The following is a 25,264-nucleotide window of genomic DNA, read 5'->3' on the forward strand; positions in this document are numbered from 1 at the left end:
CCCCGGCCTCGACAGCGCACGCTCACCTGGTGACGACCCGTTCGGTCCCGGCGGCCGAGAGCCTGGAGTACTGGCACGACGCGGTGTTCGCCACCCTCGTCGGCATGGACATCCAGACCGGCGGGCCCTCGTATGACGCCGCCCTGCGCAGCCGCGCGGTCGGCGACCTACAGATCACCACCGTCGACAGCGACCCCGGAGAAGTCCACCGCTCTCCGCGGTTCATCGCCCGGGGCGACGGGGGGTGCATCTTCGCCGTGGTGCAGAGCACCGGGGTGTCCCAGGTCGAACAGGACGGCCGCACCACCGAGATGGGGCCCGGCGACATCGCCTTCTTCGAAACGATCCGGCCGTTCCGGACCCGCTTCCCCGGCCGCTTCCAGCTGAAGATCTTCTCGGTGCCGCGGGCCCTGCTCGGCCAGGAGGAAAGCGACCTCCAGCGGCTCACGGCCCGCTCGCTGAAGCCCGGCGACGGCCTCGGCGGGCTGGTCTCCCCGTTCCTGGGACGGCTGGCCGACACCGTCGACGGCTGCGCCGCACCCCTGGCGGAGAAGCTGGCCCGCGGCGCCGTGGACCTGCTGGCCGCCACCGCCGCCGACCAGCTGAGCCGGCCCACCGACGAGCTGCCCGGTGCGAACGACGTCATGCTGCTCCGCGTGCAGCAGTTCGTCCGCTGGCACCTGTCCGACCCCGGGCTCACACCCGAGGTCATCGCCCGAGAACACGGCATCTCCGTGCGGTACCTGCACCGGCTCTTCGAGGGCGAAGGCCGGACGCTGTGCCAGTGGATCCGGGAACAGCGCCTGGAGGAGTGCCGCCGGGCGCTCATGACGACCCCGGCCGACTCGCTCAGTGTGGGACTCATCGCCCGGAGGTGGGGATTCACGAGCGGGGGACAGCTGAGCCGGGCCTTCCGCAGTGCCTACGGCCTGTCACCGACCGACTGGCTCGCGAAGGAACGCGCCCGCCGAGCGGCAGGGGAGAAGCCGTGACCGGCGCATCGCCGAACGCCCCGACGCGGGCGGCCGCGCTCGGCCCGACCGCCATGGCTGCGGCCGACTGGCAGCCGGCCCTGTCGCGGGCCTTCGCCCGGGTCGAGGTGTCCGTACGCGACGCCGCCTGGACCGGGTCCCTGACCACCACACGACTGGGCAGTCTCCAGATCTCCGACCAGACCTCCGGGCCGGTGGCGGTCCTGCGGGACCAGGCGTCCGTCGCGGCCGATCCGTGCCGGAACATCGTCGCCCGGCTGCAACTCGACGGCACCGCGAGGGTTTTCCAGGACGGTCGTTCCGTGGAGCTGCCACCCCACTCACTCACGTTCCTGGACCTGAGCAGGCCCTTCAAGTTCGTCCTCCCGCGACCCCAGCGTGCGCGCACCTTGATGGTCCCCCGGTCCGTCATCGGACTTGAGGAGGGCGCGCTGCGCCGACTCACGGCGACCCTCGTCAGCCCCGAAGACGGGGGCGCGGGCGCACTGCTGCTGCCGCTGCTGGCCGACGCCTGCCTCGATCTCCCGGGAGCGTCGTTCCCGGTCAGGGAGCGAGCCGCGCGCGTCGTCGCCGACCTGCTCGCGACCCTGGCCGCGGACCACGCGACACGAACCGTCCCGGAGGACGGGCGATCGGCCACGCAACCGCTCTTCGACCGCATCACCGCCTCCATCGAGGCCTCCCTCGGAGATCCCGACCTGTCACCCCGGGCGATCGCCGACCAGCACGGCGTCTCCCTGCGCTACCTGCACCAGCTGTTCCAGCGCCAGGGCGACACGGTCGGCGGCTGGATCCGCCGCCGGCGACTGGAAGCGGCGCGCCGGGAGTTGGCGCGCCCCGACGCGACGCGACGCGCGATCTCCGCCGTCGCCACGCAATGGGGATTCGTCAGCGCCTCGCACTTCAGCCGCACGTTCCGGGACGCCTACGGGATGTCCCCCAACCAGTGGCGGGCCGGACAGCTGCCGACGGCCGTGCAGTGCTCCCCGCCGGCAGCCGGGAGTCCGCCACGCAGACGGCCCTGAGATCTGCCCCGGTGGCGGGCCGTGAAGGCTCAGCGCCGGCACTCCGCCCAGACGGTCTTGCCCGGGGCCGCCGGGCGCGGGGAGGTGCCCCAGTGGTCGGCAAGGGCGGCGACGAGGAGCAGGCCGCGCCCGGACTCGGCGTCGGCCGCCGGGGTGGGGAGGTCGGTCGGGGGCATCCGTTCGGTGCGGGTGTCGGACACCTCGATGCGCAGCACGCCGGGGTGCTCGGCGAGCCGGACGGCGAAGTCCCGCCCGGGGACGCGGCCGTGGCGGACGGCGTTGGCGGCGAGTTCGGCGGTGATCAGCGTCAGGGCGTCGTTGAGCGTGGAGTCGTAGCCGTACCCCCAGTCGTCGAGGCGGTGGGAGACGAGCCGGCGGGCGAGCCGGGCGCCGCGCGGGGTGGAGCTGAACCGCATGGCGAACTCCCGGAGGGGAGCGGTTGCTTCGGCGGAGCTCGGGCTGTGCAGGGATGTCATGGGCAGGAGCGTGCCCGCGGTGGAAGGCTGTGACCAGCGGCGACGCGCGTACGGCCAACGCCTGTACGGTGGTGGGGCGGTGGTGTACGCGAGCCTGCGGACGAACGCGGGACGCAGCTCAGAGCGGCGGTGCGCCGCGGGCCAGGAACCGGTCGGAGACCGCAGCGAGCCGGCGTGCTGTTCGTCGGAGAGGACAGTCAGAACGTGCTGCCCGCGCTCTGCGGCTTCGTGAACTCCAGGTACGTCTCGTCGTCCACCCACCGCACCCGCTGGACGCAATGGATGCCGAACGCCCTCAGGACCGGGAGCGCCGAGTGAGGTTGGTCGCCGCGCAACGCACCAGAGGCGATTCCGAATTCGGGGCACGGGAGGTGGTCACCGCGTGCTACCGTCCGGCTACAGGTCAATAGGTGACCCCGGCGGTGCGGCAAACACCCCGGGGTCAGGCACAGGGAGTTGGACCTCCTCATGCACGTGCACTTTATCGCGCCCGAGCGTTATGTACGGGCGTCACACGAGATCGTCCGCCACCCGCGTCTGCGGGCCACGGCGAAGACGCTGCTGCTGTGGGCGCTGTCGCTGCCGCCCGGCAGCCGGGACACCGTCCTCACCATCGGCAAGCGCATGCCCGAGGGGCGCACGGCCGTTGCCGGTGCGCGGGCGCAGCTGATCGAGGAGGGCTTCCTCCACGTCCGGCGCTCCCAGCACCCGACGAAGGGCACGTGGACGACCCGAGTCCTCGTCAGCAGCGTGCCGCTGACGGAGGCGGACGAGATCGAGGCGGCCTGGCGCACTGCGGTCCGAAACCCGGCACTCGGTGAGGGGGAGGGTCGGGAGGTCGGCACTTCCCCCAAGGGGGAGAAGAACGAGGGGAACACCTCCTCCCGCGCGGCGGAGGCGATCGAGGGCGATGACGGCGACGGGGATGCCCGGGCTGCTGCGGCCGGCCTTCTCGGGCGGCTGACCGGCCGGGACCGGCGCTTGCGGTTGGGGGCGGTCGAAGTCCTGGACCTCGCACCGCTGGTGGCGGACTGGCTCGCCCGGGATGCGGATGTGGGGCGGCTGCGGGAGGCGCTGCTGGGTGGTCTGCCCTCGCACGTGCTGGCACCGGCGGGCTTCGTGCGAGCGCGCCTGGAACGGCGGATGCCGGTGGCGGTGGTCGCGGCCGGTGACGCTGCCGGTGGCGTGGGGGAATGCGCGCGCTGTGCGGATCCGGTGGCGGCCGGGGGCGCCATCTGCCGGCGCTGCACGGGAGTTGCACCTCCCGAGGTCGGGCCGGATGTGGCTGCCGTCGAACGGAATCGGCGAGGCGCTGAACGCGCGCGCGGCTTGCTGCGCGGCGCGGTGGTCGCATCTGCGGCGTAGCAGGGGTGAATTCGCTGGATTTCGGACACACCGGCTGGTTGTGGTCCGTACCGTTTCGGTAGCCGATCGTGTGCGGATGTCTGGTGGGGTCCGCGCGGTGGGCGATGCCGTTGAGGGTGGTGGGTCGGAGGTGGCCGAGGTGGCGGAACAGGATGACGGAGCAGGCCTGCTGCGCGCCTTCGGGCGGCAGCTGAAGCTCCTGCGTGAGCGGGAGGGGCTGACCCGGGCGGAGCTGGGTGCGCGGCTGGGGTACGGAGAGGACCAGATCGCCTCGGTGGAGCTCGGTCGGCGGATTCCCCGGCCGGAGCTGATCGACAAGGCGGATCAGGAGCTGAAAGCGGTCGGCGTCCTGATCGCGATGAAGGACGAGGTCGCGCGGGCCCGGTACCCCGCGTTCTTCCGGGATGCCGCCAAGCTGGAGGCGGAGGCGGTGGAGTTGCAGTCCTACGACACGCATGTGGTCAAGGGGCTGCTACAAACTGAGGAGTACATGAGGGCGCTGCTGGCGATGCGCAGACCCCTCCTGGACGAAGCGATCATCGAGCAACGAGTGGCCGCCCGGTTGGCGCGGCAGGAGCGTTTTGCTGCCCGCCCGACGCCTCTCTTCAGCTTCGTCATGGAAGAGTCTGTGCTCCGCCGTCCGCTCGGTGGAAAGGCCGTGATGCGAGGACAGTTGGAGCAGATCCTCCTCATCGGGGACAGGCGGAACGTTGAGATGCAGGTCATGCCTCTCGACCGCGAAGACAACGCCGGCGTCGATGGTGGGTTCACACTCTTCACGCGCAAGGGAGGTGAGCAGGTCGGTTACATGGAGGCCCAGGGACGGAGCACACTTGTCACCGATCGTGAGGAAGTCCGCGCCCTTGCATCGCGCTATGGGATCATCCGAGCGCAGGCCATGACGCCTCGTGAATCGCTGGCCTTCATCGGGAAGCTGCTGGGAGAGCTATGAGTGCCGAAGAGACCACCGCCGGACCGCGAGACCTGAGCTGGCGCAAGAGCAGCTACAGCGGCGCGGAAGGTGGCGACTGCGTCGAGGTGGCTCTGACGGACGTAGCCGTTCACGTCCGCGACTCGAAGGACCCGGCAGGGCCGGTCCTCCGCATCGAGCTGGCCGGGTGGGCGGCGTTCGTCCGGTTTGCTTCCGAGAGCCACGTCTAACTAGGTACGTCGCCGGGACGGCGTGCCGTCCCGGGCGTGTACCCGGGACGGCCGCCTCTCAAGACTCCGCGTCGCTACCGAGCTTGTCGCCGACGTGCCCGAGCCGGAATACCCGCTCTTCGGCGACGAGCCGGAAGTGCAGTCGCCCCTCGAGTGAGGGCGCCGCTGCCGGAGGACGCAGCGTCACGCGAAGCTGCCCGCCGGCCGCCCCCCCCGAGGCCTACCGTGCCCGCTGCTCGTCAGTGGTACGGCCTAGAATTGCGGGGACGCAGGGGGTAGGAGGGGGAGTGGTGTGAAAGACGAACGGTGGACCACTGTCACCGAGTCGCAGTTCGAGCATGAGCGGCGCGGCCTGGAGGCGATCCGGCGTGCCCTGCGGGATCAGGACGGGGAGCCCTGGCGCGCCTGGTCGAACTTCACCTTCACCGCGAACAGCGGCCATGTCCGTGAGGTCGACCTCTTCATGGTTGCCCCGGCCGGCATCTTCCTGATCGAGTTGAAGGACTGGCACGGCTCGGTCGCGGGCGGTGGTCGCGACTGGATCCAGACCACCCCGGGCGGTACGAGTCGACGTCACTCCAATCCGCTGCACCTGTCCAACCAGAAGGCCAAGGAGCTGGCCGGTCTTGTCCAGTCGACCATCGGTGCGCGCCCGCGCATCTGGGTCGGCGAAGCGGTCTGCTTCACCGATGACAGGCTCCGTCTGCATCTGCCGGCCGCCGACCTGAACGGCGTGTTCACGGTCAGGCAGTTGGCCGAGATGCTGGCCACGCCGCCCGGTGACGCCCGTTACGCGGTCACCGCCGAAGTCTCCCGGAAGGTCGCGCAAGGACTTCAGAGCCTGGGGATCGCGCCAATCCGGCGGCAGGAGGAGGTCGGGGGGTACCTGCTCGACTCCGCCTCCTTCGACTCCGGCCAGACCTGGGCCGACTACAGGGGTGAGCACACCCAGCTCCACGACATCGCCCGGGTGAGGGTGTTCCTCAGCGAGCGCGGGGCCTCGAACGCCGAGCGTGCCTCGGTGGAGAAGGCCGCCGCGCGTGAAGCCGCGGTGCTGAACCGGTTCCGGCACCCCGGCGCGGTGTCGGTGAAGAACTACCTGCCGTCCGGGCACCCGGCGGGCCCAGCGATCCTCTTCGACTACCACCCGCACACGATGCGCCTGGACGACTACCTCGTCAGCCACGGCGAGGAGCTCGATCTGCAGGCCCGTCTGGCCCTGGTCCGGCAGCTCGCGGAGACGATCCGCTCCGCGCATTCGCGCCGCATCTACCACCGCGCCCTGTCCGCCCACTGCGTGCACGTCATTCCGCGCAACCGTGGGGCGCGCGGGCATGAGCTCAGCGAGGCCGAGCAGTGGGCACGGCCCCGCCTGGAGATCGCGGACTGGCAGATCGCGGCCGGCAGGCCCGGGACTGGTTCTTCCGGTGGCGGTGCTTCCGGTCGCGGGCGTCGTCTGACGCAGATGATGTCGCCGAGCTCGCTGTCCGCGCTGCACATCGCCGACCAGGCGGACCCGTACCTCGCGCCGGAGCTGACGGCAGCGAAGGCCGATCCGGTGCGCCTGGACGTGTACGGCCTGGGTGTACTCACCTATCTGCTGGTCACGGGGAAGGCCCCGGGGGCGAGCCAGGCGGAGGTGCTGCGCCGGCTGGAAAGCGGTGAGACGCTGCGGCCCAGTGCGCTGGTCGACGGCCTGGACCCGGACATCGACGACCTGGTGGAGGCGGCGACAGCATTCGACCCGGTTCGTCGGCTTGCCGCGCTCGACGACTTCATGGAGATGCTGGAGTTCGTCGAGTCGTCGTTCGCGGCGGTGGCGTCCACTGGGACGGATGCGGAGGACGGTGCCGGCGGGGGTGACGGTGACGAGCCCGGCCCTGTTCCAGAGCCCGAGCCGGAGGGCGATCCCCTGGAGTGTGTCGCGGGTGATGTGCTTGCGGGTCGCTGGGAGGTCGAGCGGCGGCTTGGCACCGGGTCGACCGCGCGGGCCTTCCTCGTGCGTGACCTGGCCGCCGAGCCGCGCCGTAATGGCTCGCGTCCGCCGGTCGTCCTGAAGGTGGCGCTGAGCGAGGCCAAGCATTCGGTCCTGGATCGGGAGGCGGAGGTTCTCGGCCGGATCCACCAGGACTCGCGGATCATCGGGCTCGCCATGCCCGAGCCGCTGACGATCGGCGGCCGCCGGGTCCTCGTCCTTGAGTACGTGGGTGACGCACGCGAGCAGCGCGGCGAGGAAACGGGGCGCTCGGAGCGGCCGCAGCGCCGTGAGGACACCGTCGCACGGCAGCTGCGGGAGGTCGGCCGCCTCGGCATGGACCAGCTGGAGGCGTACGGGCAGTATCTCTTCGGTGCTGTCGAGCACTTGGAGGCCGAGGGCATCTGGCACCGTGACCTGAAACCGGACAACATCGCGATCCGCATCCGGCCGAACGGCACCCGTCAGCTCGTCCTGATCGACTTCTCGCTGGCCGGCTATCCAGCGAAGGAGATCGAGGCAGGCACGGAGGGCTACCTCGACCCGTTCCTCGGCACGCTCCAGCGCGGCGCGTACGACGCGCATGCCGAGCGGTACGCACTCGCCGTGACCCTGCACGAGATGGCCTCGCGCGAGCTGCCGCAGTGGGGCGACGGCTCGGTCACCGCGCGGCAGACGGTCGCGGAGGAGTGGCCGCACCCGGAGATCGCGGCGGATGCGTTCGAGACGCCGGTGCGCGACGGACTGGTGGCGTTCTTCCGTAAGGCGCTCGCGCGGGACGTCAAGGACCGCTTCCCGGATCTGGTTCCGATGGAGCGGGCCTGGAAGCAGATCTTCATCGAGGCGCAGAAGGCGACAGCGCCGTCCACGGGGCACGGATCCGGTGCGGAGCGGGATGCCGAGGCAGGGGCGGGGGATGAGACTCCGCCAGGTGACGAGAGCGAGGCCGCGCTTCAGATCCGTGAGGAGCAGGCCGCGCGGGCGACGCTGAGCACGCATCTGTCGGTGGCGGGCCTGAGCCCGGCCGCGCTCTCCCAGCTGTATGCGATGGGCCTGAGCACGGTCGGCGATGTCGTCACCTACAAGGCGCGCAAGTTCCTCACCGCACCCGGTATGGGTTCGCGTACGCGTGAGGAGATCCAGGGCCGTCAGAAGGAGTGGAACGCGCGGCTGCGCCAGCCGGTCGCGCCGACCAGCCGTGAGGCGCGCAGGGAGGCGGAGCAGGAACTCACCGACCTTGAGGTCAGTCTCGCGGAGGCGGTAGGAGGCGAGACGGCCGCGGAGGCGCACGCCCGGCTCAGCCTGGACGCGCTCGCGGCCCGGCTGGTGCCCAAGCCTGCGACAGGGCGTGGTGGTTCCAACGAGACGACCCGCGAGGGCATCCGACTGCTGCTCGGCCTGCCGGACGAGCAGGGCCAGTACCCCGAGGGTCCGGTGTGGGCGCGGCAGGCGGACGTGGCGAAGGCCCTTGAGGTCACCGCGGGCCGAATCCCGCAGATCGTGAGGAAGGCGCGGGAGCGCTGGCACGAAGACGCGGCGCTGTCGGCCCTGCGCGAGCAGGTGGTGGAGATCCTCGCCGACCGCGGCCGGGTGGCGTCCGTCGTCGAGATCGCCGACGCGCTCATCGCCCGCCGCGGCACCGAGGTCGCCGACCGGCGCGGCCGTCGGACGCTCGCGCTGGCGCTGCTGCGGGCGCTGGTGGAGCGGGAGCAGTTCTACGACGCCGAAAAGAATCAGCAGCCGCCGCTGCTGCACTACTTCCACGCGCCGGCGCCGCGCGGCACGGAGCCTGCGCTCGGCCTGCTCGTCATCGACGTACGGGAGGGCACGGACAGCCCGGACACACCGACCAAGCCTGCGCTGCAGGAGTACGCGGTCAAGCTCGGCGCGAAGGCGGACCGGCTCGCCGGCCTGGAGGCCTTGCCGACCGCCGCTACCGTACTGACCGAGCTGGGCTCTGTCGCACCGCCGCCGGGTGTGCTCGGCTGGAACGAGCAGCGGATCGCGGAGATCGCCGTCGCCGCGTCCACGCGGGCCGCGCTCACGCCGCGCCTGGAGATCTATCCGCGGGATCTGGACCTGGTACGGGCCCTGCGCATCACCCAGGCCGGCATGGTCGCCATCCAGCCGGAGCTGGAGGAGGAGCGGCAGCCGGGCCTGCGCGTGGAGGACGTGCACAAGCTGGTCCACACCCGCTTCCCCCGCCTCGGCGCCGACCCCCTCGTCACGGCCGAACTCCCCTCGGGGTCAGAGTTGGTGACGGCGCTGCGCAAGGCCGGTTTCGACCTGAAGCTGGAGACCCGCTACGACCTCGTGCTGCGACTGCTGCCCAACCGCCCTGCGGGCGCTGGGGCCGGCGGCAGCCAGGTGACGACGTACGGGAGTTCGCGTACGGGGACCGTCCGGTCAGGGGCCGCGTCGTCCGCGGGCCGGCAGGGCGCCGCCCGGTACGACGCCGACCAGGCAGTACGGGCCGCGGCCACCGCCGAGCAGCGGCTTACGCACGATGCGGGCAAGGACGGGCTGCGGGTACTCACCGTGCCGTCGCGCGGTGCACACACCGCGGCACGACTCCTGACGCAGGCACCGTACGGGGCGGAGGCGGTGTCGCTGACCGGGCTGTTCCTCGACGAGCTGCATGCGATGGTCGACGGGCGGCCCCAGCCGACCTGGCAGACAGTCCTGGAAGCGGATGCTGCTGCGCCCGGTTCGCGGGGTCGGCAGAACCTCGGCGTGGTCGCCGGGCGGGCGTGGCACCAGTTGGAGCCGAAGCTGGCGGCCCGGCTTGAGCGGGTGCCGGGGGCGGACGGGGGGCCGCTGTTGCTCACGGAGGCGGCGGTGCTGGCCCGTTACGATGCGCTGGACGTCCTGGACCGGCTTGCGGAGCTGGCGCGGGAGGGGCGGCGGCCGCTGTGGCTGCTCGTCGCCCAGTCCGACCCGTCGGACACGCCACGCCTCGCGGGGAAGGCCGTGCCGTACCAGGCCGCGCGGGGCGAGTGGATCCATGTGCCGGCGGCGTGGGTGAACGCGCATGCCGATGACTGATGACCGCTGACGCCCCACAACCCACACGACCACCGACCGCATTCATCATCCGAACGGGAGCCATCCTTGATCGAGCGCAAGAGCCTCCTCGCTGACCTTCAGCAGCAGGTCAAGGCGGCCGAAACCGACCTGGACGCCCAGGTCAAGGCCGTGCCCGAGGTGAGCGCACGGCTGCGCGGGGAGTACGAGCAGGCGCGCAAGGCGAGCCGGACCGCTGCCACATGGAGCGCGTGGCTCGGGGAGCGGGTCACGCAGGTCGCCGTCGCGTGGGTGCTCGGCACGGTCTTCGTGCGCTTCAGCGAGGACAACGAGCTGATCGCCGAGCCGTACATCACCGCGCCGACGGTCGCGGGGCGCGACGTCGCGCAGGCGCGGTACGAGGAGTACGTCGACAAGGACGACGACCCGACGTACCGCGGCTGGCTGGAGACGGCCTTCGCGGAACTGGGCGCGGGCCCGGCCGGGCAGCTTCTGTTCGACCAGCGGCACAACCCGCTGTTCCAGATCCCGCTGTCGCACGAGGGCGCGGGCGCGCTGCTGGAGTTCTGGCGGCGGGAGAACGGCGGAGACGGGACGCTCGTCCACGACTTCACCGACCCGCTGGAGGAGGGCGGCGACGGTACGAAGGGGTGGGACACGCGGTTCCTCGGCGACCTGTACCAGGACCTGAGCGAGGCGGCCCGGAAGACGTACGCACTGCTGCAGACCCCCGAGTTCGTCGAGGAGTTCATCCTCGACCGGACGATGAAGCCGGCAGTGCGGGAGTTCGGGTTCGAGGGCCTGAAGATGATCGACCCCACGTGCGGGTCCGGGCACTTCGTGCTCGGCGCGTTCCGGCGGCTGGTGCGGCTGTGGGCCGAAGAGCGGCCCGCAGTGGGCCCGTACGAGCGGGTGCGGGCGGCGCTGGAATCGGTGCACGGCGTGGACCTAAACCCGTTCGCGGTGGCCATCGCCCGGTTCCGGCTGCTGCTCGCGGCGATGGCGGCGGGCGAGATGCGGACCTTCGCGGAGGCGTCGGCGTACGACTGGCCGATGAGGCTCGCGGTGGGCGACTCGCTGCTGCCGACGGAGTTCCGGCAGGAGGGGCTGTTCGAGGTCCCCGGCGCTTCGGGGGAGAGCGCTGAGGACCCGTACTACGCGCTGAGCACGGAGGACGTCTTCGAGCACCCGGAGATCCTGCGGAAGGGCCGCTACCACGTGGTGGTCGGGAACCCGCCGTACATCACGGTCAAGGACAAGACGCTCAACGAGCGATACCGGAAGCTGTACGACGCTTGCGCGGGGACGTACGCGCTGTCGGTGCCGTTCGCCCAGCGGTTCTTCGAGCTCGCGGTACGGGGCGACGATCCGAAGAGCGGGCGCGGGTACGGCATGGTCGGCCAGATCACGGCGAACTCATTCATGAAGCGGGAGTTCGGGACGCGGCTGATCGAGGAGTTCTTCGCACACAAGGTGGAACTGACGGAGGTCATCGACACGTCGGGGGCGTACATCCCGGGACACGGGACGCCGACGGTGATCCTGGTCGGCAGGCCGAGGAACGGCTCGGGGCGGCAGGCGACGATCCGTACGGTGCGAAGTGTGCAGGGGGAACCTGCGGCACCTGAGAAGGCGGAGGAGGGGTTCGTCTGGCGGGCGATCGTGGAGCAGATCGACCAGCCGGGGAATGCGGGGCAGTGGGTCTCGGTCGATGACCTGGGGCGGGGGCGGTACTTCGCTAAGCAGCCGTGGATCTTGGCGGCTGGCGGACTGGAGATGGTGGAATCCATCAATCTCGCTGGCAATGTCGGCAAGCTGGAGGCCATCTGCGACAGCATCGGCTTCAACACCGTGACTCGCGAAGACGACGCCTACATGCTCGGCTTCGCATCTGCCAATCGACTTGGCGTCTCACCCGACCGGATTCGCACGTTTCATGGAGGAGGCTCCATCCGGGACTGGACGAAAACTGACGGGGTAGGCACCATCTTCCCCTACACCGACTCCACACATGCTGCTGAAATCGGCGAATCAACCGAGCGGCTCTTGTGGCCGAACCGCACCTTGCTCCGTCGACGAAAAGCCCTCTCGGGCACCCAGGAGGAACAAGGCCTCACCTGGTTCGAATACTCCAGCTTCAACCCTCGGCGCTACTGGTCAACGTTCTTGATCCCCTTCAGCTTCGTAGCCACGCACTGCCATTTCATGCTCAGGCGGGACAACGACGGGTTCATCCGCAGCGCCCCCGTGATCAAGCTGCGGGAGGGTGCAACCGAGGAGGAGCATCTGGCGCTGCTTGGGGTACTCAACAGTTCCACGGCTGGGTTCTGGCTCAAGATGGTGAGCCACGATAAGGGCAGCCAGTCAGGAACCGGCGGGTTCATGCACGACGAATGGGAGCGATTCTACGAGTTCACAGGCACCAAGCTCCAGGAGTTCCCCCTCCCCGCCGCCTACCCCGTGTCCCTCGCCACCGCCCTCGACGCCCTCGCCCAGCAGCTCACCGCCGCCTCTCCCTCCGCCCTCGCCGCCCGCGAGACGCCGACCCCTGCCACCCTTCGCGATGCCCGCACCCGCTACGACGCGATCCGCGCCCGCATGATCGCGTTGCAGGAGGAGTTGGACTGGCAGGTGTACGGGCTGTACCAGTTGCACACCGACGAGCTGTGGATCCCCGAGGCCGCCACCGACCCCGAGACCGCCGCGGTCCCATCCCTCGCCCTCGGTGAGCGCGCGTTTGAGATCGTGCTTGCTCGCCGCGTCGAGACGGGTGAAACCAGCGAGGTCTGGTTCGCGCGCCACGGGTCGACGCCCATCACTACCATCCCCGACCACTGGCCCGCCCCCTACCGCGCCCTCGTGCAGAAGCGCATCGACGCCATCGAGGCGAACCGCGCCCTGAACATGATCGAGCGGCCTGAGTACAAGCGCCGCTGGGCCACCGACGGGTGGGATGCCATGCAGGGCAGGGCGCTCAAGGCGTGGCTGCTCGACCGGGTCGAGGATCGGCGGTACTGGTTCGACCAGGAGGGGAATCCGACCATGGTCTCTCTCTCCCGCCTCACCGAAGACCTCAGCACGGATGCCGAGTTCGTGTCCGTCGCCGAGATCTACGCTCCGCGCCAGGACTTCGCGAAGACGGTGCGCGAGCTGCTCAGCGACGAGCACGTGCCGTTCGTCTCCGCCTTGCGCTACAAGCCGTCCGGCCTGAAGAAGCGCGCCGACTGGGAGCACGTCTGGGACCTCCAGCGCGAGGAGGACGCGGCCCCCGACGAGCCCGCCAGGCGCAAGGTCCGCGAGCGCACGCCCGTGCCGCCGAAGTACACCTCCGCCGACTTCCTCAAGCCCTCCTACTGGCGGGCCCGCGGCAAGCTCGACGTGCCCAAGGAGCGGTTCGTCTCGTACGGGTCGGCCAATGTCCAGCAGCCCGCCCTCTACGGCTGGGCGGGCTGGAACCAGCTTGAGCAGGCGCTCGCGCTCGCCTCGTACGTGCAGGACGCTGGTGCCGGCTTCGAGAGCGCGGACCTCGTTCCGTACCTCGCCGGCCTGCTCGAACTGCAGCCGTGGCTCGACCAGTGGTACGGCGAGTACGACCCGGACTACGGGGCCGCTCCCGCCGCCGAGATCCTCGGATTCAGGCATCTCAAGCAGGGTGAACTCGGCCTTACAGATGAGGACCTGAGGAGCTGGAAGCCGGTCGCGGCCAAACGCGGCGGGCGCACGGCGACCGTGAAGTCGGACAGCTGAGCCGGGACCGGAGAGGCGAGAGAGTCAGACCATGGCATTCATGAGCAAGGGCAAGCCCCGCGCCGAGGACCGGCCGCTGCTGCGCGAGCTGATCGACATCAAGGAAACGGTGTCGACGTCCGACTACGTGCTGCGGCTGAGTGAAGCCGTCACCCCCGAGGGCGCGATGGCGGCGCTGCGCGACTACGTCGTCACGGACCGGCTGAAGAAGAACTTCGAGGAGGCACTGGGCTACATCAAGGCGTCGTTGGACGCACACTCGTCCAAGGCCGTCTATCTGCACGGTTCGTTCGGTTCCGGTAAGTCGCACTTCATGGCGGTGCTGTACGCGCTGCTGTCCGGGCATCAGGCGGTTCGCTCCCATGAGGAGTTCGACACCGTACGCGCCAATCACGCGTGGCTGGACGAGGACGGCCGCAAGTTCCTGCTCGTGCCGTACCACATGCTGTCGGCGAAGTCCCTCGAACAGCGTGTGCTCGGCCGTTACGTCGATCATGTGCGCAAGCTGCACCCCACCGCCCCGCTGCCGCAGGTCTACCGCACCGACGGTCTCTTCGAGGACTTCGCGCAGCAACGTCGACTCAACGGCGATGCAAAGGTCATCGAGCAGCTGTCCCAGGCGGCCTCGCCCGACCTATCACCTGCCGCCGCGCCTGCCGACGCCGACGACGGCTGGGGCGATCTCGTCCCTGCTGGCGACACCTCGTTCCGTTGGACGTCCGGGCTGCTCGACACCGCGGTGTCCGCGCCCGAGGAGCACGAGAACACCAAGCAGCTCGATCTCAAGAACCCCACCACCCCGCAGGAGCTGCGCGCCCGGCTCGTGCAGGATCTCTCGCAGACTCTCTTCCCGGCTTTCGCACGCAACTCCTCGGAGGATGCGGACGCGTTCGTCTCTCTCGACAAGGGGCTCGGGATCATCGCCGAGCACGCCAAGTCACTCGGGTACGACGGCCTGATCCTCTTCATGGACGAGCTGATCCTGTGGCTGGCCGGCCTGATCTCCGATCAGAAGGCGATGTCCCGCGAAGCCGACAAGATCACGAACCTGGTGGAGGGCGCCGACGAGCGGCGGGCCATCCCGATCGTGTCGTTCATCGCGCGCCAGCGTGACCTGCGCGAACTCGTGGGCGAGGAGCTGTCGGGCGCTGCCGAGGTGGCCGTGCAGGAGGGGCTGAAGCTGAGCATCGGCCGCTTCGACAAGATCACGCTGGAGGACCGCAACCTCCCCCAGATCGCCCAGGCCCGGCTCCTCAAGCCGCTCACTCGCCAGGCTGAGGCGCAGATCGACACGGCCTTCGACGAGGCGAAGCGGCTCGGTCCCGATGTGTGGCAGACGCTGCTCGGGGACGACAAGTCCACGACCGGAGCCGACGAGGAATCGTTCCGGCGGACCTACCCCTTCTCTCCCGCCTTCATGGACACCCTCGTCCACATCTCGGGTGCGCTGCAACGCTCCCGCACCGGTCTGAAGCTGATGGGGCAGCTGCTCTCCGACCATCGCGACGACTGGCGGCTCGGGCAGCTCGTCCCGCTCGGCGACCTGTACCCGGCGCTCGTGGGCGGTGGCGACCAGGCGTTCACGGGTGAGGAGGAGGTGCACTTCAAGGCGGCCGACCGGCTGTACCAGGAGAAGCTGCGGCCGTTCCTGCTGCGCACGCACAACCTCGACGAGGACACCGTCGCCGCGTACCAACGCGACCCGAAGTCCGTCGCCGACCCCCAGCTGGTCTCCCGCTGCCGGGACTTCACCGGCGACCTGCGGCTGATGCACACCCTGCTGCTGTCCGCGCTCGCACCGACCGTGCCGGCTCTCGCCGATCTGACGCTGAAGCGCCTCAACGCGCTCAACTACGGGTCGATCATCACGATGATCCCGGGCACGGAGGTGTCGCGGCTGTTCACGAAGGTCGGTGAGTGGGCGGCCGCGATCCCGGAGATCAAGCGGACGGGCACGGAGGCCAGTCCCGCCGTCCGGCTCGAACTCACCGGCATCGACCTGGAAGCGGTCCTCGCCAATGCCCGGGTCCACAACAATCAGGGCGCACGCAAGGCCAAGATGCAGGCCCTGCTGAAGGACGCCCTGGCCATCACCCCGGGCCCGGACGGACTGGGCGGGTACGACCTGCTCAACCTGGTGTGGAAGGGCACCCAGCGGCACGTCGAGGTGGTGTTCGGCAATGTCGCCGACGTCGACTCGCTCAACGAGCTCGACCTCGGTCCCGCCGGCGACGACGCCTGGCGCCTCGTGGTCGATCTGCCGTACGACGAGGGCGAGTTCACACCGGTCGACGACGTGCAGCGGCTGCGCAAGGTGCGCGACAGGACCGGCGGCACGGTGCGCACCCTGGCGTGGCTGCCCAGCCACCTCACCCGCGCCGCGCGCGACGACTTCGAGCTGCTCGTCGTCATCGACAAGCTCCTCGCCGACGACGACCGCTTCGACAACGAGTACGCGCGCCGTCTCAAGCCCGACGACAAGATCCGCGCCAAGAGCATGTTCGCCTCACAGCGCGAGACCCTCGCCGAGGAACTCGGCAAGGCACTGAAGCAGGCGTACGGGCTGGAGCAGAAGAAGGAGGGCAAGGTCGCCCTCGACTTCGACCAGCACCTCGTGTCGCTCCGGAGCGACCTGCCCGAGGACAAGCTGAAGCTGCCGCTCGGCGCCACCCTGCACGGCGCCGCTTGCGAACTCGCGGGCAAACTCCTCGCCGAGCAGTTCCCGGCCCACCCCAACCTCGACCCGGAGAATCGCGGGTTCGCGGTGACCCCTGCCGACCTGCGTACCGTTTTCGGGTACGTGCGTCAGGCGGCGGAGAGCCCGGATGGGCGGGCCGAGGTCGCCGCCAAGGACCGCAAGGTGATGGCGCGGATCGCGGGCGGCCTGCAGCTGGGCACCCAGCAGGAGGCGTACTACAAGCAGTCCTCGTACTGGCCCGACCACTTCCAGCGGCTCGCCCGCCAGGACGGAGTGGCCGAGCCGACCCTCGTGCGGCTCGGCGACTGGATGGACAAGCCCGCACCACGCGGTCTGCCCGAGGCGCTGCAGAAGCTGGTGGCCTCGGCGTACGCGGAGATGACCGACCGGGTGTGGGTACTCGGTGGATCGCTGATCGACCCCGCCCCTGCCGCACCTGCCGACCTCAGGCTCACGTACGGGCTGCGCGAGCAGCCCATGCCCGACGAGACGGACTGGGCGGAGGCGCAGGCCCGCTTCCAGGCGGTGTTCGGCGCGAAGCCGCCGCAGTTGCGGCGTGGGCGGATCGTCAACCAGTTCGCCGGGCAGATCCGGCAGCAGGCGTCCAGCTGCGTCGAGGACGCGGACCGGCTGGTGGCCGCCCTCGAGCGGAACCGGGCGCAGCTCGGGCTGGACGACGCCTCGCCGCGCCTGGATCTCGCGCGGCGGGCCACCGCCCTGGTGCGGACACTGGCCGGGGACCGCACGGTGGCGGGGACCGCTGCCGCTTCGGGCGGGGCGAAGGGTGTCGTGGAGGCACTCGCGCGGTTCGACCTCGGCGGGTTCACGGCGCAGCGGTTCGGCACGTCGCTGAAGACGGCCGGGAAGGTGGTGGACGCGCTGCACCGGGCGGGCTGGGAGGAATTGAAGCTGGCCGACGGCTACGGCGTCGAGGGCCTGACGATCGTCTCCCGCCTGCAGGAGGCTGCTGCGGGCGACCCCGTCGAATTCCCGGACTTTCCTGCGCTGTTGAGCACGGCTGGGAGCAAGGTCATCGCTCTGGTGCAGCGCGAGCGCGCGGCCAGGCAGCAGGCCGAACAGCAGGCCGACAGGCCGGAGCCGGTGGTCGTCGCGAAGCCCGACGACATCGACCTCAACGGCGGTTCCGCACACCCGCCGGTCAGCAGCGGAGAAGCGGCGGGCGGGGAAGAGGCGGGCACCCCGCGCAAGCCTGGTGCGCGCCGCTCCGGCGGCGGCCGTACCACCGCCGCGCAGGCCGTCGCCTCGCTGCGTGCGGAGATCGCCGGGTTGGCCGAGCTGGACCCGAACGCCACCGTCGAGATCACCTGGAAGGTCGTCGACTGATGTCCGAGACCGCCACGTCCGACACGGCCGTCGCCCCCGCAGGACCACCGCGGCTTCCGGCGGCCACCGTCGCTCAGTACGTCGCCTCGCGCAGCGCCCTGAACGACGGGGAGCGCCGTGTCCTCCTGCTGCGGGCCGCCCCGGCGTGGGACGGGCCTGCCGTCTTGCGCGCCCCGAACGGGGTGCGCGCCCGGGTGGCGGCCGTACCTTCGGTGCTCGGTGTGCACGAGCAGATCCTGCTTCACCTGAGTGGTGGCGGCAAAGCAGGCCCTGCCGACCCGCCTGTCCTCGTCGTCCTGACGGACCGGGAGGACACCGAGCTCGACCCTGCGCTCCTGGCACGCACCTACGGGCGGCGGATCCGCGAAGTCGACAACTGGGAGGTCGTACGGGCCGCGTTCGGCGCTCAGGACATCGACGCACGGCTGCGCGCCGAGAAGTGGGCGGCCGAGGCCCTGCTCGGCTCGGCCGGGCGGCTCGACCGAGCCGGGTTGGGCAGGCAGGTGCTCTCACGCGATGAGGCGCTCGGGCTGCTCGCCCGGCGCATCCTCGGCCTCGACGAGGCCGCCGAGGCGGGCCTGGTGGAGCCGTCCGCGGCCGGGGAGCGGATCGACGCGGTACAGCTGCTGCGCTGGACGCTGCTGCCCGGCGGTCCGCAGCGCCTCGCCGGGGCCCGGGCCGCCGAGAGGCGGGGCATCGGACGGTTCCTCGGCGAGCCCGACCAGGCGGGCTCGACGGGGCGTTGCGTCGCCGCGCTGTGCGAGGCGGGCAACGGCGCGGACGCACTCGCCTTCGCCGTGGTGTGCGCCGCCCTGTGGGCGAACGGGAGCGGCGGCGAGGCGGTGTTCCGGGCGCGCGGGCGCGCCGAGCGGTTCTTCGGCGAGCGGCCGCCCGGCAAGGGCGAGGAACTGGACGAGCTCTTCGCCGTGTTCGGCCGGACTGGAGAGGGATATGTGCGCTCCCTGCTCGAGCGCGGCGAGCACCGACTCGCCGACCCGGTGCTCGCGCGAGCCGCGCAACTCACCGCGCAGTTCGGCGCCGAGTCGGTGGCCGGAGCGAGCCTGGTGCTTCAGGGCGGGCTCGACGCCCGGTTCACGGCGGCCGGCCAGGCGCTGGCCACGCAGGATCACGCACAACTGACTCAGGTCCTGGGAGAGTTGTCCGAGCATGCGCTCGCCGGGGAGACGCAGGCTCTGGCCCGTGTCGAGCGGGTGCGGATGGCGGCGCGGCTACGGCGGTGGCTCAGCTCCTCACCCTCCGCGGAGATCCCCACCGTGGCGGCGGGCATAGAGCGGCAGATGGCGGAGTTCGGCTGGGTCGACCGTGCACTGGAGCACCTGGAGGCCGGCGGCGACGAGGATGCCGTCCTCGCGGCCGCGTACGACACCGTCGCCCGTGAGGTACGTACCCGACGCCAGCGCCTGGACCACGAGTTCTCCGAGCGGCTCGCCGTGTGGACCGCAGCGGGCACACCGCCGAAGTCACTGCTGACGGTGGAGACGTTCCTGGAGAGCGTCGTTGCGCCGATAACGTCGACCTCCGTGGGGCGGCGTGTCCTGCTGCTCGTCGTCGACGGCATGAGCGCGGCGATCGCCGCGGAGCTCGGCGAGGAACTGCGGCGCAGCTGGGCCGAGTTCGACCCCCTGGCAGGGACCGCGGGTGAGTCCGGGCCGGTACGGCGGGCGATGGCGGCGGCACTGCCGACGCTGACTGCCGTCAGCCGCACCAGCCTGTTCGCGGGCACGCTGATGAAGGGCGACCAGGGGGACGAGAAGCGGATCTTCCCTCAGCACCGTTTCTGGAAGAACGCCCCTGCCGCCGTGTTCCACAAGGACGACCTGCGGTCCGAGGAGACCGGATCGCCGTTCTCGGGCGCCCTGAGCGCGGCCCTCGCAGACGAGCGCGGGCATGTCGCGGTCGTCCTCAACACCATTGACGACCGGCTCGCCAAGGAACAGAAGCTCGGCGACGGCGCCTGGACGGTCGGTGAGGTCGGCGGGCTCGCCCCGCTGCTTCGCGCCGCGCGTGCGTCGGGCATGACCGTACTGATCACCTCCGACCACGGGCACGTCGTCGACCGGCACGGCGAGCGCGTGGAGGCCGGCAGCGGTGTCATCGGTTCCGCGCGGCACCGTACGCCGGGCGGTCCTGTGGCCGAGTACGAGGTCGAGCTGTCCGGGCCGCGGGTGGTGTGGCCCGAGCCCGACGCGGCGATCGTCGCCCTCCGCGACCATGACAGCCGCTACACCGCCCGCAAGGCCGGCTACCACGGCGGCGCCACCCTTGCCGAGGTCACCATCCCGGTCCTCGCGCTGCTGCCGTTCGGCGCCGAACCACCCAAGGGATGGCGGGAGGTGAGCGATCCGACACCGGCATGGTGGCACCTCGATACCGAGGCCGAGGTCCGCGAACCCGCTATACCGCCAGCCCCGTCCGTTTCCGCGAACAATGCGAAGAAGCCGAGTCGCCGACGTACGCAGCAGCCGGCGGAAGCGACCCTCGGCCTGTTCGACATCGACCAGGTCGTCGTCCCCGAGTCGCAGCCGGAACCGCAGACCGCACCGCAGCCGGAGCAGCCCGCACCGTCCGTAGGACCTGCTTCCGACCTCGTGCGACGGCTGACTGCGAGCGAGCTCTACCAGGCGCAGATCGATCTGCTCGCCCGCAAGCCGCGCGGCGATGCGGTGCCGCGCGCGCTGACCGCGTTGGTCGAAGCGGGCACGCTGTCGATGACCGCGCTCGCCGAGCGCGCCGGGCAGCCCGCTGCGCGTGCGGCGGGTTTCGCGGCGACCCTCGCGCAGCTCCTCAACCACGACGGCGCACCGATCCTGGAGATCCTCCCCGACAACCGCACGCTGCGGCTCAACCGGACGCTCCTGCGCACCCAGTTCGAGCTGTAAGCCCCCTGCATCCCGACTGGAAGGGCAACGTAGGCACGTGAACAACCCTGGAGCGGCAAGCGGTGCTGTGGGCGCGGTGCGGCGGCGGGCCGTACTCGACGCGCTGCGCCGCGGCGCCGTCCCTGACAGCGGCCTGGACCTCCTCGCCACCGGTCTGGACCGGTTCGAGCAGGCCGTGGACGAGGAGCTGCAGACGGCGGCGTCCGGCGGATCGGTGTTCAAGGCGGTACGCGGTGAGTACGGCTCCGGCAAGACGTTCTTCACCCGGTGGCTCGCCGAACGCGCCAAGCGCCGTACGTTCGCCGTCGCCGAAGTGCAGATCTCCGAGACGGAGACGCCGCTGCACAAGTTGGAGACGGTGTACCGTCGGCTCACCGAGCGGCTGACCACGGCGAGTTTCCCGCCCAGTGCGCTGCGGCCGGTCATCGACGCATGGTTCTACGCGCTGGAGGAAGACGCGCTGGACGACGGGGCGAGTGAGGACGAACTGCCCGCCGCCGTCGAGCGGTTGCTCACCGCGCGGCTCGCCGAGGTGTCCCGGCACGCACCCGCCTTCGCGACCGCGCTGCGCGGGTACCGGCAGGCGCTCCAGGCCGGTGACGAGCCGACGGCCTCCGCCGTCCTGTCCTGGCTCGGCGGACAACCGCACGTCGCCGCCTCTGCCCGGAGGACCGCAGGGGTGCGGGGCGACCTGGACCACTTCGGTGCGTTCGGGTTCCTGCAGGGCCTGCTCACTGTGCTGCGCGACAGCGGGCACGCGGGCCTGGTCCTGGTACTCGACGAGGTCGAGACACTGCAGCGGGTACGGTCCGACGCCCGTGACAAGGCCCTCAACGCGCTGCGGCAGTTGATCGACGAGGTGCACTCCGGCCGTTTCCCCGGCCTGTACCTGATCATCACGGGCACTCCAGCCTTCTACGACGGCCAGCAGGGCGTGCAGCGCCTCGCACCGCTCGCGCAGCGCCTGGCCACCGATTTCACCACCGACCCGCGCTTCGACAACCCGCGTGCCGTGCAGGTGCGGCTGCCCGGCTTCACGACCGGCTCGCTCATCACGCTCGGTGCCACCATCCGCGACCTGTACGCGCAGGGGGCCGACTCCCCGGAGCGGATCGGCAAGCTCGCCGACGACACGTACATCGCCGACCTGGCGGGCGCGGTCGGCGGGGCGCTGGGCGGAAAGGCGGGGGTGGCGCCGCGGGTGTTCCTGAAGAAGCTCGTAGGCGATGTCCTGGACCGTGTCGACCAGTTCCCCGAGTTCGATCCGCGCGCCCACTACCGCCTCACCCTGCGTGGTGGTGACCTGACCGACGTGGAGCGCAACGCGGCTGCCCTCACCGGGTCGGCGGACGAGATCGAGCTGGAGCTGTAGCGGTGGGTTCGGAAGCAGTGGGTTCGGACCCGGTGGAGCGGCTCGATCCGGTGATCGTGCACCACATCGTCAATACCTTGGGCTGGCCCGACCTGCGCCCCCTCCAGAAGGCGGCTGTCGGGCCACTTCTCGACGGCGAGGACACCGTGCTGCTCGCCCCGACGGCGGGCGGCAAGACGGAAGCGGCCGTCTTCCCCGTGCTCTCCGCCATGGCCCAGCAGCACTGGACGGGAACGTCAGTGCTGTATCTGGCCCCGCTGAAAGCCCTGTTGAACAACCTCGTCCACCGCGTCGACGGCTATGCGCAGTGGCTCGGGCGCCGCGCCGCGCTCTGGCACGGCGACACCTCGGAGGCCGCGCGGCGCCGGATTCGAGTCGATGCCCCTGACGTGCTGCTGACCACACCTGAGTCGCTCGAGGCGATGCTGATCAGCGTCAAGACGGACCATGCGCTGATGCTCGGCCAGGTGCGGGCCGTCGTCATCGACGAGGTGCACGCCTTCGCCGCCGACGACCGCGGCTGGCATCTGCTCGCCGTACTGGAACGTCTGGAGCGCATGACCGGCAAGCCGATCCAGCGGATCGGCCTCTCCGCGACGGTCGGCAACCCCGACAGGCTGCTCACATGGCTGCAGGGGGCCCGGCCGAACGAGCGGTCGGGTCGGGTCGTCGCACCGGACCTGCCCCCCGCATCCAACGCATCCGATGTCTCCGGCAAGGTAGTTGCGCGTCCGCCAGGCGACGTGGAACTGGACTACGTCGGCTCGCTCGCCAATGCCGCCAAGGTGATCGAGGCCCTGCACCGGGGCGAGAAACGGCTCGTGTTCTGCGACTCGCGCAGGCAGGTCGAGGAACTGGGTGCCGCACTGCGGGAGCGCGAGGTCACGGTCTTCCTCTCGCACGCTTCCTTGTCGGTCCAGGAGCGCGCCCGGTCCGAGGCGGCGTTCGCCGAGGCCCGAGACTGCGTGATCGTGTCCACGTCCACGCTGGAACTCGGCATCGACGTCGGCGACCTGGACCGTGTCATCCAGATCGACTCACCATCCACCGTTGCCTCGTTCCTGCAGCGTATCGGCCGTACCGGGCGACGGGCGGGCTCGTCGCGCAACTGCCTCTTCCTGGCGACCCGCGAGGACACCCTGCTCCAGGCAGCCGGCCTGCTCACGCTGTGGTCGCGCGGCTGGGTCGAGCCCATCACCCCGCCGCCCTCGCCCCGCCACTTGGTCGCCCAGCAGCTCCTCGCGGTGATCCTGCAGCAGCACCAGCTCGGCGACCGGGTGTGGGCCGAGCAGTGGAACGGCCTCGCGCCGTTCGACGCCTCCGCTCAGCCCCTCGTCGACCACCTCACCGCACAGGGCTTCCTGGACCGGGACGGCGGGATGCTGTTCATCGGACCCGAGGCCGAGAAGGCCTTCGGGCGACGGCACTTCATGGAACTCACCGCTTCCTTCACGGCCCCTCCCGAGTTCACCGTGCTCGCCGGACGGGCAGAGATCGGCACCACCGACCCCTCCGTACTCACCGAGGAACGGCCAGGGCCACGGCGACTGTTGCTCGCCGGACGCAGCTGGCAAGTCACCTTCACCGACTGGGCGCGGCGGCGAGTCTTCGTCGAACCGGTCCAGGACGGCGGCGTGGCCAAGTGGCAGGGCAGCGAGTTCCGCGGCCTGTCCTTCGCCCTTTCGCGTGCGATGCGCGACGTGCTCCTCGGCGAAGACCCCGGCGTCCGCCTCACCCGCCGTGCGGAGACCGCCCTCGCGGTGCTGCGTACCGAACGGGCGCCACACGAAGTCCATCCCGCCGGAAGTCTCCTGGTGCGCGACGCCGACGCGGCACGCTGGTGGACCTGGGCCGGCTACCGGGCCAACGCGACCCTCACTGCTTCCCTCGGCAATCTCGCCGACCCCGTCCAACGCCCCACCGACACCCACGTACGCCTCCGCCAGGACCTCTCCCCAGCCGACTGGAAGGCAGCCCGCGCGGAACTGCCCGGCTCCCTCACCCTGCCCTCGGTCGACCCGCGCGCAGTTCGCGGCCTGAAGTTCTCCACCGCGCTCCCCGAGCGCCTTGCCACAGCCACCCTCGCGGAGCGACTGGCCGACCTTGACGGCGCCCTGGCCGCGGCCCGGGAACCGGTGCGCATCGAGTGGGGCGGTTGAAAGCCCGCGAGTGTTCGTGACGGGCCGCACGCGGTTCCCGAGGGGAGCACGAAATCCACCGTCGTCGACGCCGAACCGGGCAGGCCGTCTCCCTGCCGGTCAAGTCCCATCGGTGGCCTCATACCCTGTCAGGTTATTGGTCTTGACCAATTGGCTAGTGTTGACCTGTCCGGGCTGCGGGACTTCTCCGGGCCGCGCAGCCCGATCCACCCCGTGTGCCCCGCGTGGAATCAACGAGTGACCATCAGTCGTGATACTCGCGTTCTATCGTGTCCTGGCCTATCTGATGGCCAGCTACCAGCTCCCGCAGCTTGGCGCGGGGCTGTTGAGCGGCAGGGAGTACTCGAGGAGTACCTCCACCATGCCGAGCCCAGCGTCCAGGAGCGCGTTGGTCAGGACCGGGATGCTCCGTTCCCAGGAACGCACCTCAGATGGGCTGGGCTTGTGGCCGTGCTTGTGGACGAACTGATCGATGAGGCGGCACGAACAGTGATCCGGCCAGGTTCTCGGCGGCGACCGCGGACGCGGAGTCGCGGAACAGCAAGGAATGCTCCCAGGCAGCACGAAGTGACTCGTGCGGGTGGGGGCATGTCCCTGGAGGGAAGCCCGGCGGGCCGCGCTGATGACAGGGCAAAACCCTACCCCCAGTGCACGTCCGAGTGCGTGCCAGTTGAAGGCCCGACCGGTACCGCTGTGCGAAAGCGCCCAGCCTCGTTCGGCTGAACGCCGGCGAACACGAACGAGGAGAAGCTCTTCCTGCCGTTCATCAGCCGAACTGCAGGCCCCTACCGCCCGCAGACCAACGGCAAGGTCGAACCCTTCAACCGCACCCTGCTCGACGAATGGGCCTACGCCAGGCCCTACCGCACCGAACAGGAACGCCGCGACGCCTACCCCGCCTGGCTCCACACCTACGATCACCACCGCGGACACACCGCACTCAAGGGCCGGCCACCCGCCAGCCGCGGGGCCGGGCGCCTGCTTGCCGGACGAGCACGCGCTCGCGCAGGAGGCGAGCATGGCCAG

The 25,264-nt window shown here is 70.5% G+C and carries 13 protein-coding genes and 2 pseudogenes; 13 read left to right on the forward strand and 2 right to left on the reverse strand.

Going from position 1 to position 25,264, the window contains the following annotated elements:
* Window positions 1-29 precede the first annotated feature (29 nt).
* Together ACIRRH_RS15160 and ACIRRH_RS15165 are read left to right on the forward strand one after the other, a co-directional pair.
* On the forward strand, window positions 30-992 hold the full coding sequence (locus tag ACIRRH_RS15160; protein ID WP_403066720.1) for a helix-turn-helix domain-containing protein: 963 nt from the start codon (window positions 30-32) through the stop codon (window positions 990-992).
* Window positions 989-2,017, forward strand: coding sequence for a helix-turn-helix domain-containing protein (locus ACIRRH_RS15165; RefSeq protein WP_403066722.1), 1,029 nt, complete (start codon window positions 989-991; stop codon window positions 2,015-2,017). Before ACIRRH_RS15160 ends, ACIRRH_RS15165 begins: the two co-directional genes overlap by 4 nt.
* 29 nt (window positions 2,018-2,046) lie before the next feature.
* Here the strand turns inward: ACIRRH_RS15165 and ACIRRH_RS15170 are convergent, their stop codons facing one another.
* Complete coding sequence (locus tag ACIRRH_RS15170) at window positions 2,047-2,493, reverse strand: ATP-binding protein (RefSeq protein ID WP_403066724.1); 447 nt, start codon at window positions 2,491-2,493, stop codon at window positions 2,047-2,049.
* Window positions 2,494-2,667: 174 nt separating this feature from the next.
* Here ACIRRH_RS15170 and ACIRRH_RS15175 point away from each other — a divergent pair, with 174 nt between their 5' ends.
* The 10 genes from ACIRRH_RS15175 to ACIRRH_RS15220 all read left to right on the forward strand — a co-directional run bounded on the left by ACIRRH_RS15175 (window position 2,668) and on the right by ACIRRH_RS15220 (window position 24,238).
* Window positions 2,668-2,811, forward strand: coding sequence for a hypothetical protein (locus ACIRRH_RS15175; RefSeq protein ID WP_403066726.1), 144 nt, complete (start codon window positions 2,668-2,670; stop codon window positions 2,809-2,811).
* 150 nt (window positions 2,812-2,961) lie between these two features.
* Window positions 2,962-3,858: a hypothetical protein gene (locus ACIRRH_RS15180; protein WP_403066728.1), complete on the forward strand. Its 897-nt coding sequence runs from the start codon at window positions 2,962-2,964 to the stop codon at window positions 3,856-3,858.
* A 76-nt stretch (window positions 3,859-3,934) separates the two neighbouring features.
* Complete coding sequence (locus ACIRRH_RS15185) at window positions 3,935-4,810, forward strand: Scr1 family TA system antitoxin-like transcriptional regulator (RefSeq protein ID WP_403066730.1); 876 nt, start codon at window positions 3,935-3,937, stop codon at window positions 4,808-4,810.
* Window positions 4,807-5,019, forward strand: coding sequence for a DUF397 domain-containing protein (locus tag ACIRRH_RS15190; protein WP_403066732.1), 213 nt, complete (start codon window positions 4,807-4,809; stop codon window positions 5,017-5,019). The genes ACIRRH_RS15185 and ACIRRH_RS15190 overlap by 4 nt, the downstream gene beginning before the upstream one ends.
* A 292-nt stretch (window positions 5,020-5,311) precedes the next feature.
* Window positions 5,312-10,039, forward strand: a complete 4,728-nt coding sequence (gene pglW, locus ACIRRH_RS15195; RefSeq protein WP_403066734.1) for a BREX system serine/threonine kinase PglW — start codon at window positions 5,312-5,314, stop codon at window positions 10,037-10,039.
* A 66-nt stretch (window positions 10,040-10,105) separates the two neighbouring features.
* Window positions 10,106-13,765 (forward strand): BREX-2 system adenine-specific DNA-methyltransferase PglX, encoded by a 3,660-nt coding sequence (gene pglX / locus ACIRRH_RS15200; RefSeq protein ID WP_403066736.1) that lies wholly within the window; start codon window positions 10,106-10,108, stop codon window positions 13,763-13,765.
* A gap of 31 nt (window positions 13,766-13,796) precedes the next feature.
* Window positions 13,797-17,807: a DUF6079 family protein gene (locus ACIRRH_RS15205; protein WP_403066738.1), complete on the forward strand. Its 4,011-nt coding sequence runs from the start codon at window positions 13,797-13,799 to the stop codon at window positions 17,805-17,807.
* Window positions 17,807-20,707: a BREX-2 system phosphatase PglZ gene (pglZ, locus tag ACIRRH_RS15210; protein ID WP_403066740.1), complete on the forward strand. Its 2,901-nt coding sequence runs from the start codon at window positions 17,807-17,809 to the stop codon at window positions 20,705-20,707. The genes ACIRRH_RS15205 and pglZ overlap by 1 nt, the downstream gene beginning before the upstream one ends.
* A 37-nt stretch (window positions 20,708-20,744) precedes the next feature.
* Window positions 20,745-22,079: a BREX system ATP-binding protein BrxD gene (brxD, locus tag ACIRRH_RS15215; RefSeq protein ID WP_403066742.1), complete on the forward strand. Its 1,335-nt coding sequence runs from the start codon at window positions 20,745-20,747 to the stop codon at window positions 22,077-22,079.
* Window positions 22,080-22,081: 2 nt separating this feature from the next.
* Window positions 22,082-24,238: a DEAD/DEAH box helicase gene (locus ACIRRH_RS15220; protein WP_403066744.1), complete on the forward strand. Its 2,157-nt coding sequence runs from the start codon at window positions 22,082-22,084 to the stop codon at window positions 24,236-24,238.
* 321 nt (window positions 24,239-24,559) lie between these two features.
* On the opposite strand, the pseudogene ACIRRH_RS15225 reads toward ACIRRH_RS15220, so the two are convergent.
* Window positions 24,560-24,782 (reverse strand): annotated as a pseudogene (locus tag ACIRRH_RS15225) (ATP-binding protein); the annotation flags it as partial.
* 227 nt (window positions 24,783-25,009) lie between these two features.
* Here ACIRRH_RS15225 and ACIRRH_RS15230 point away from each other — a divergent pair.
* Window positions 25,010-25,204: pseudogene (locus tag ACIRRH_RS15230) on the forward strand (integrase core domain-containing protein); the annotation flags it as partial.
* Window positions 25,205-25,264: the final 60 nt, after the last annotated feature.

Source organism: Kitasatospora sp. NPDC101235 (genome assembly GCF_044767505.1).
Taxonomy (GTDB): domain Bacteria; phylum Actinomycetota; class Actinomycetes; order Streptomycetales; family Streptomycetaceae; genus Kitasatospora.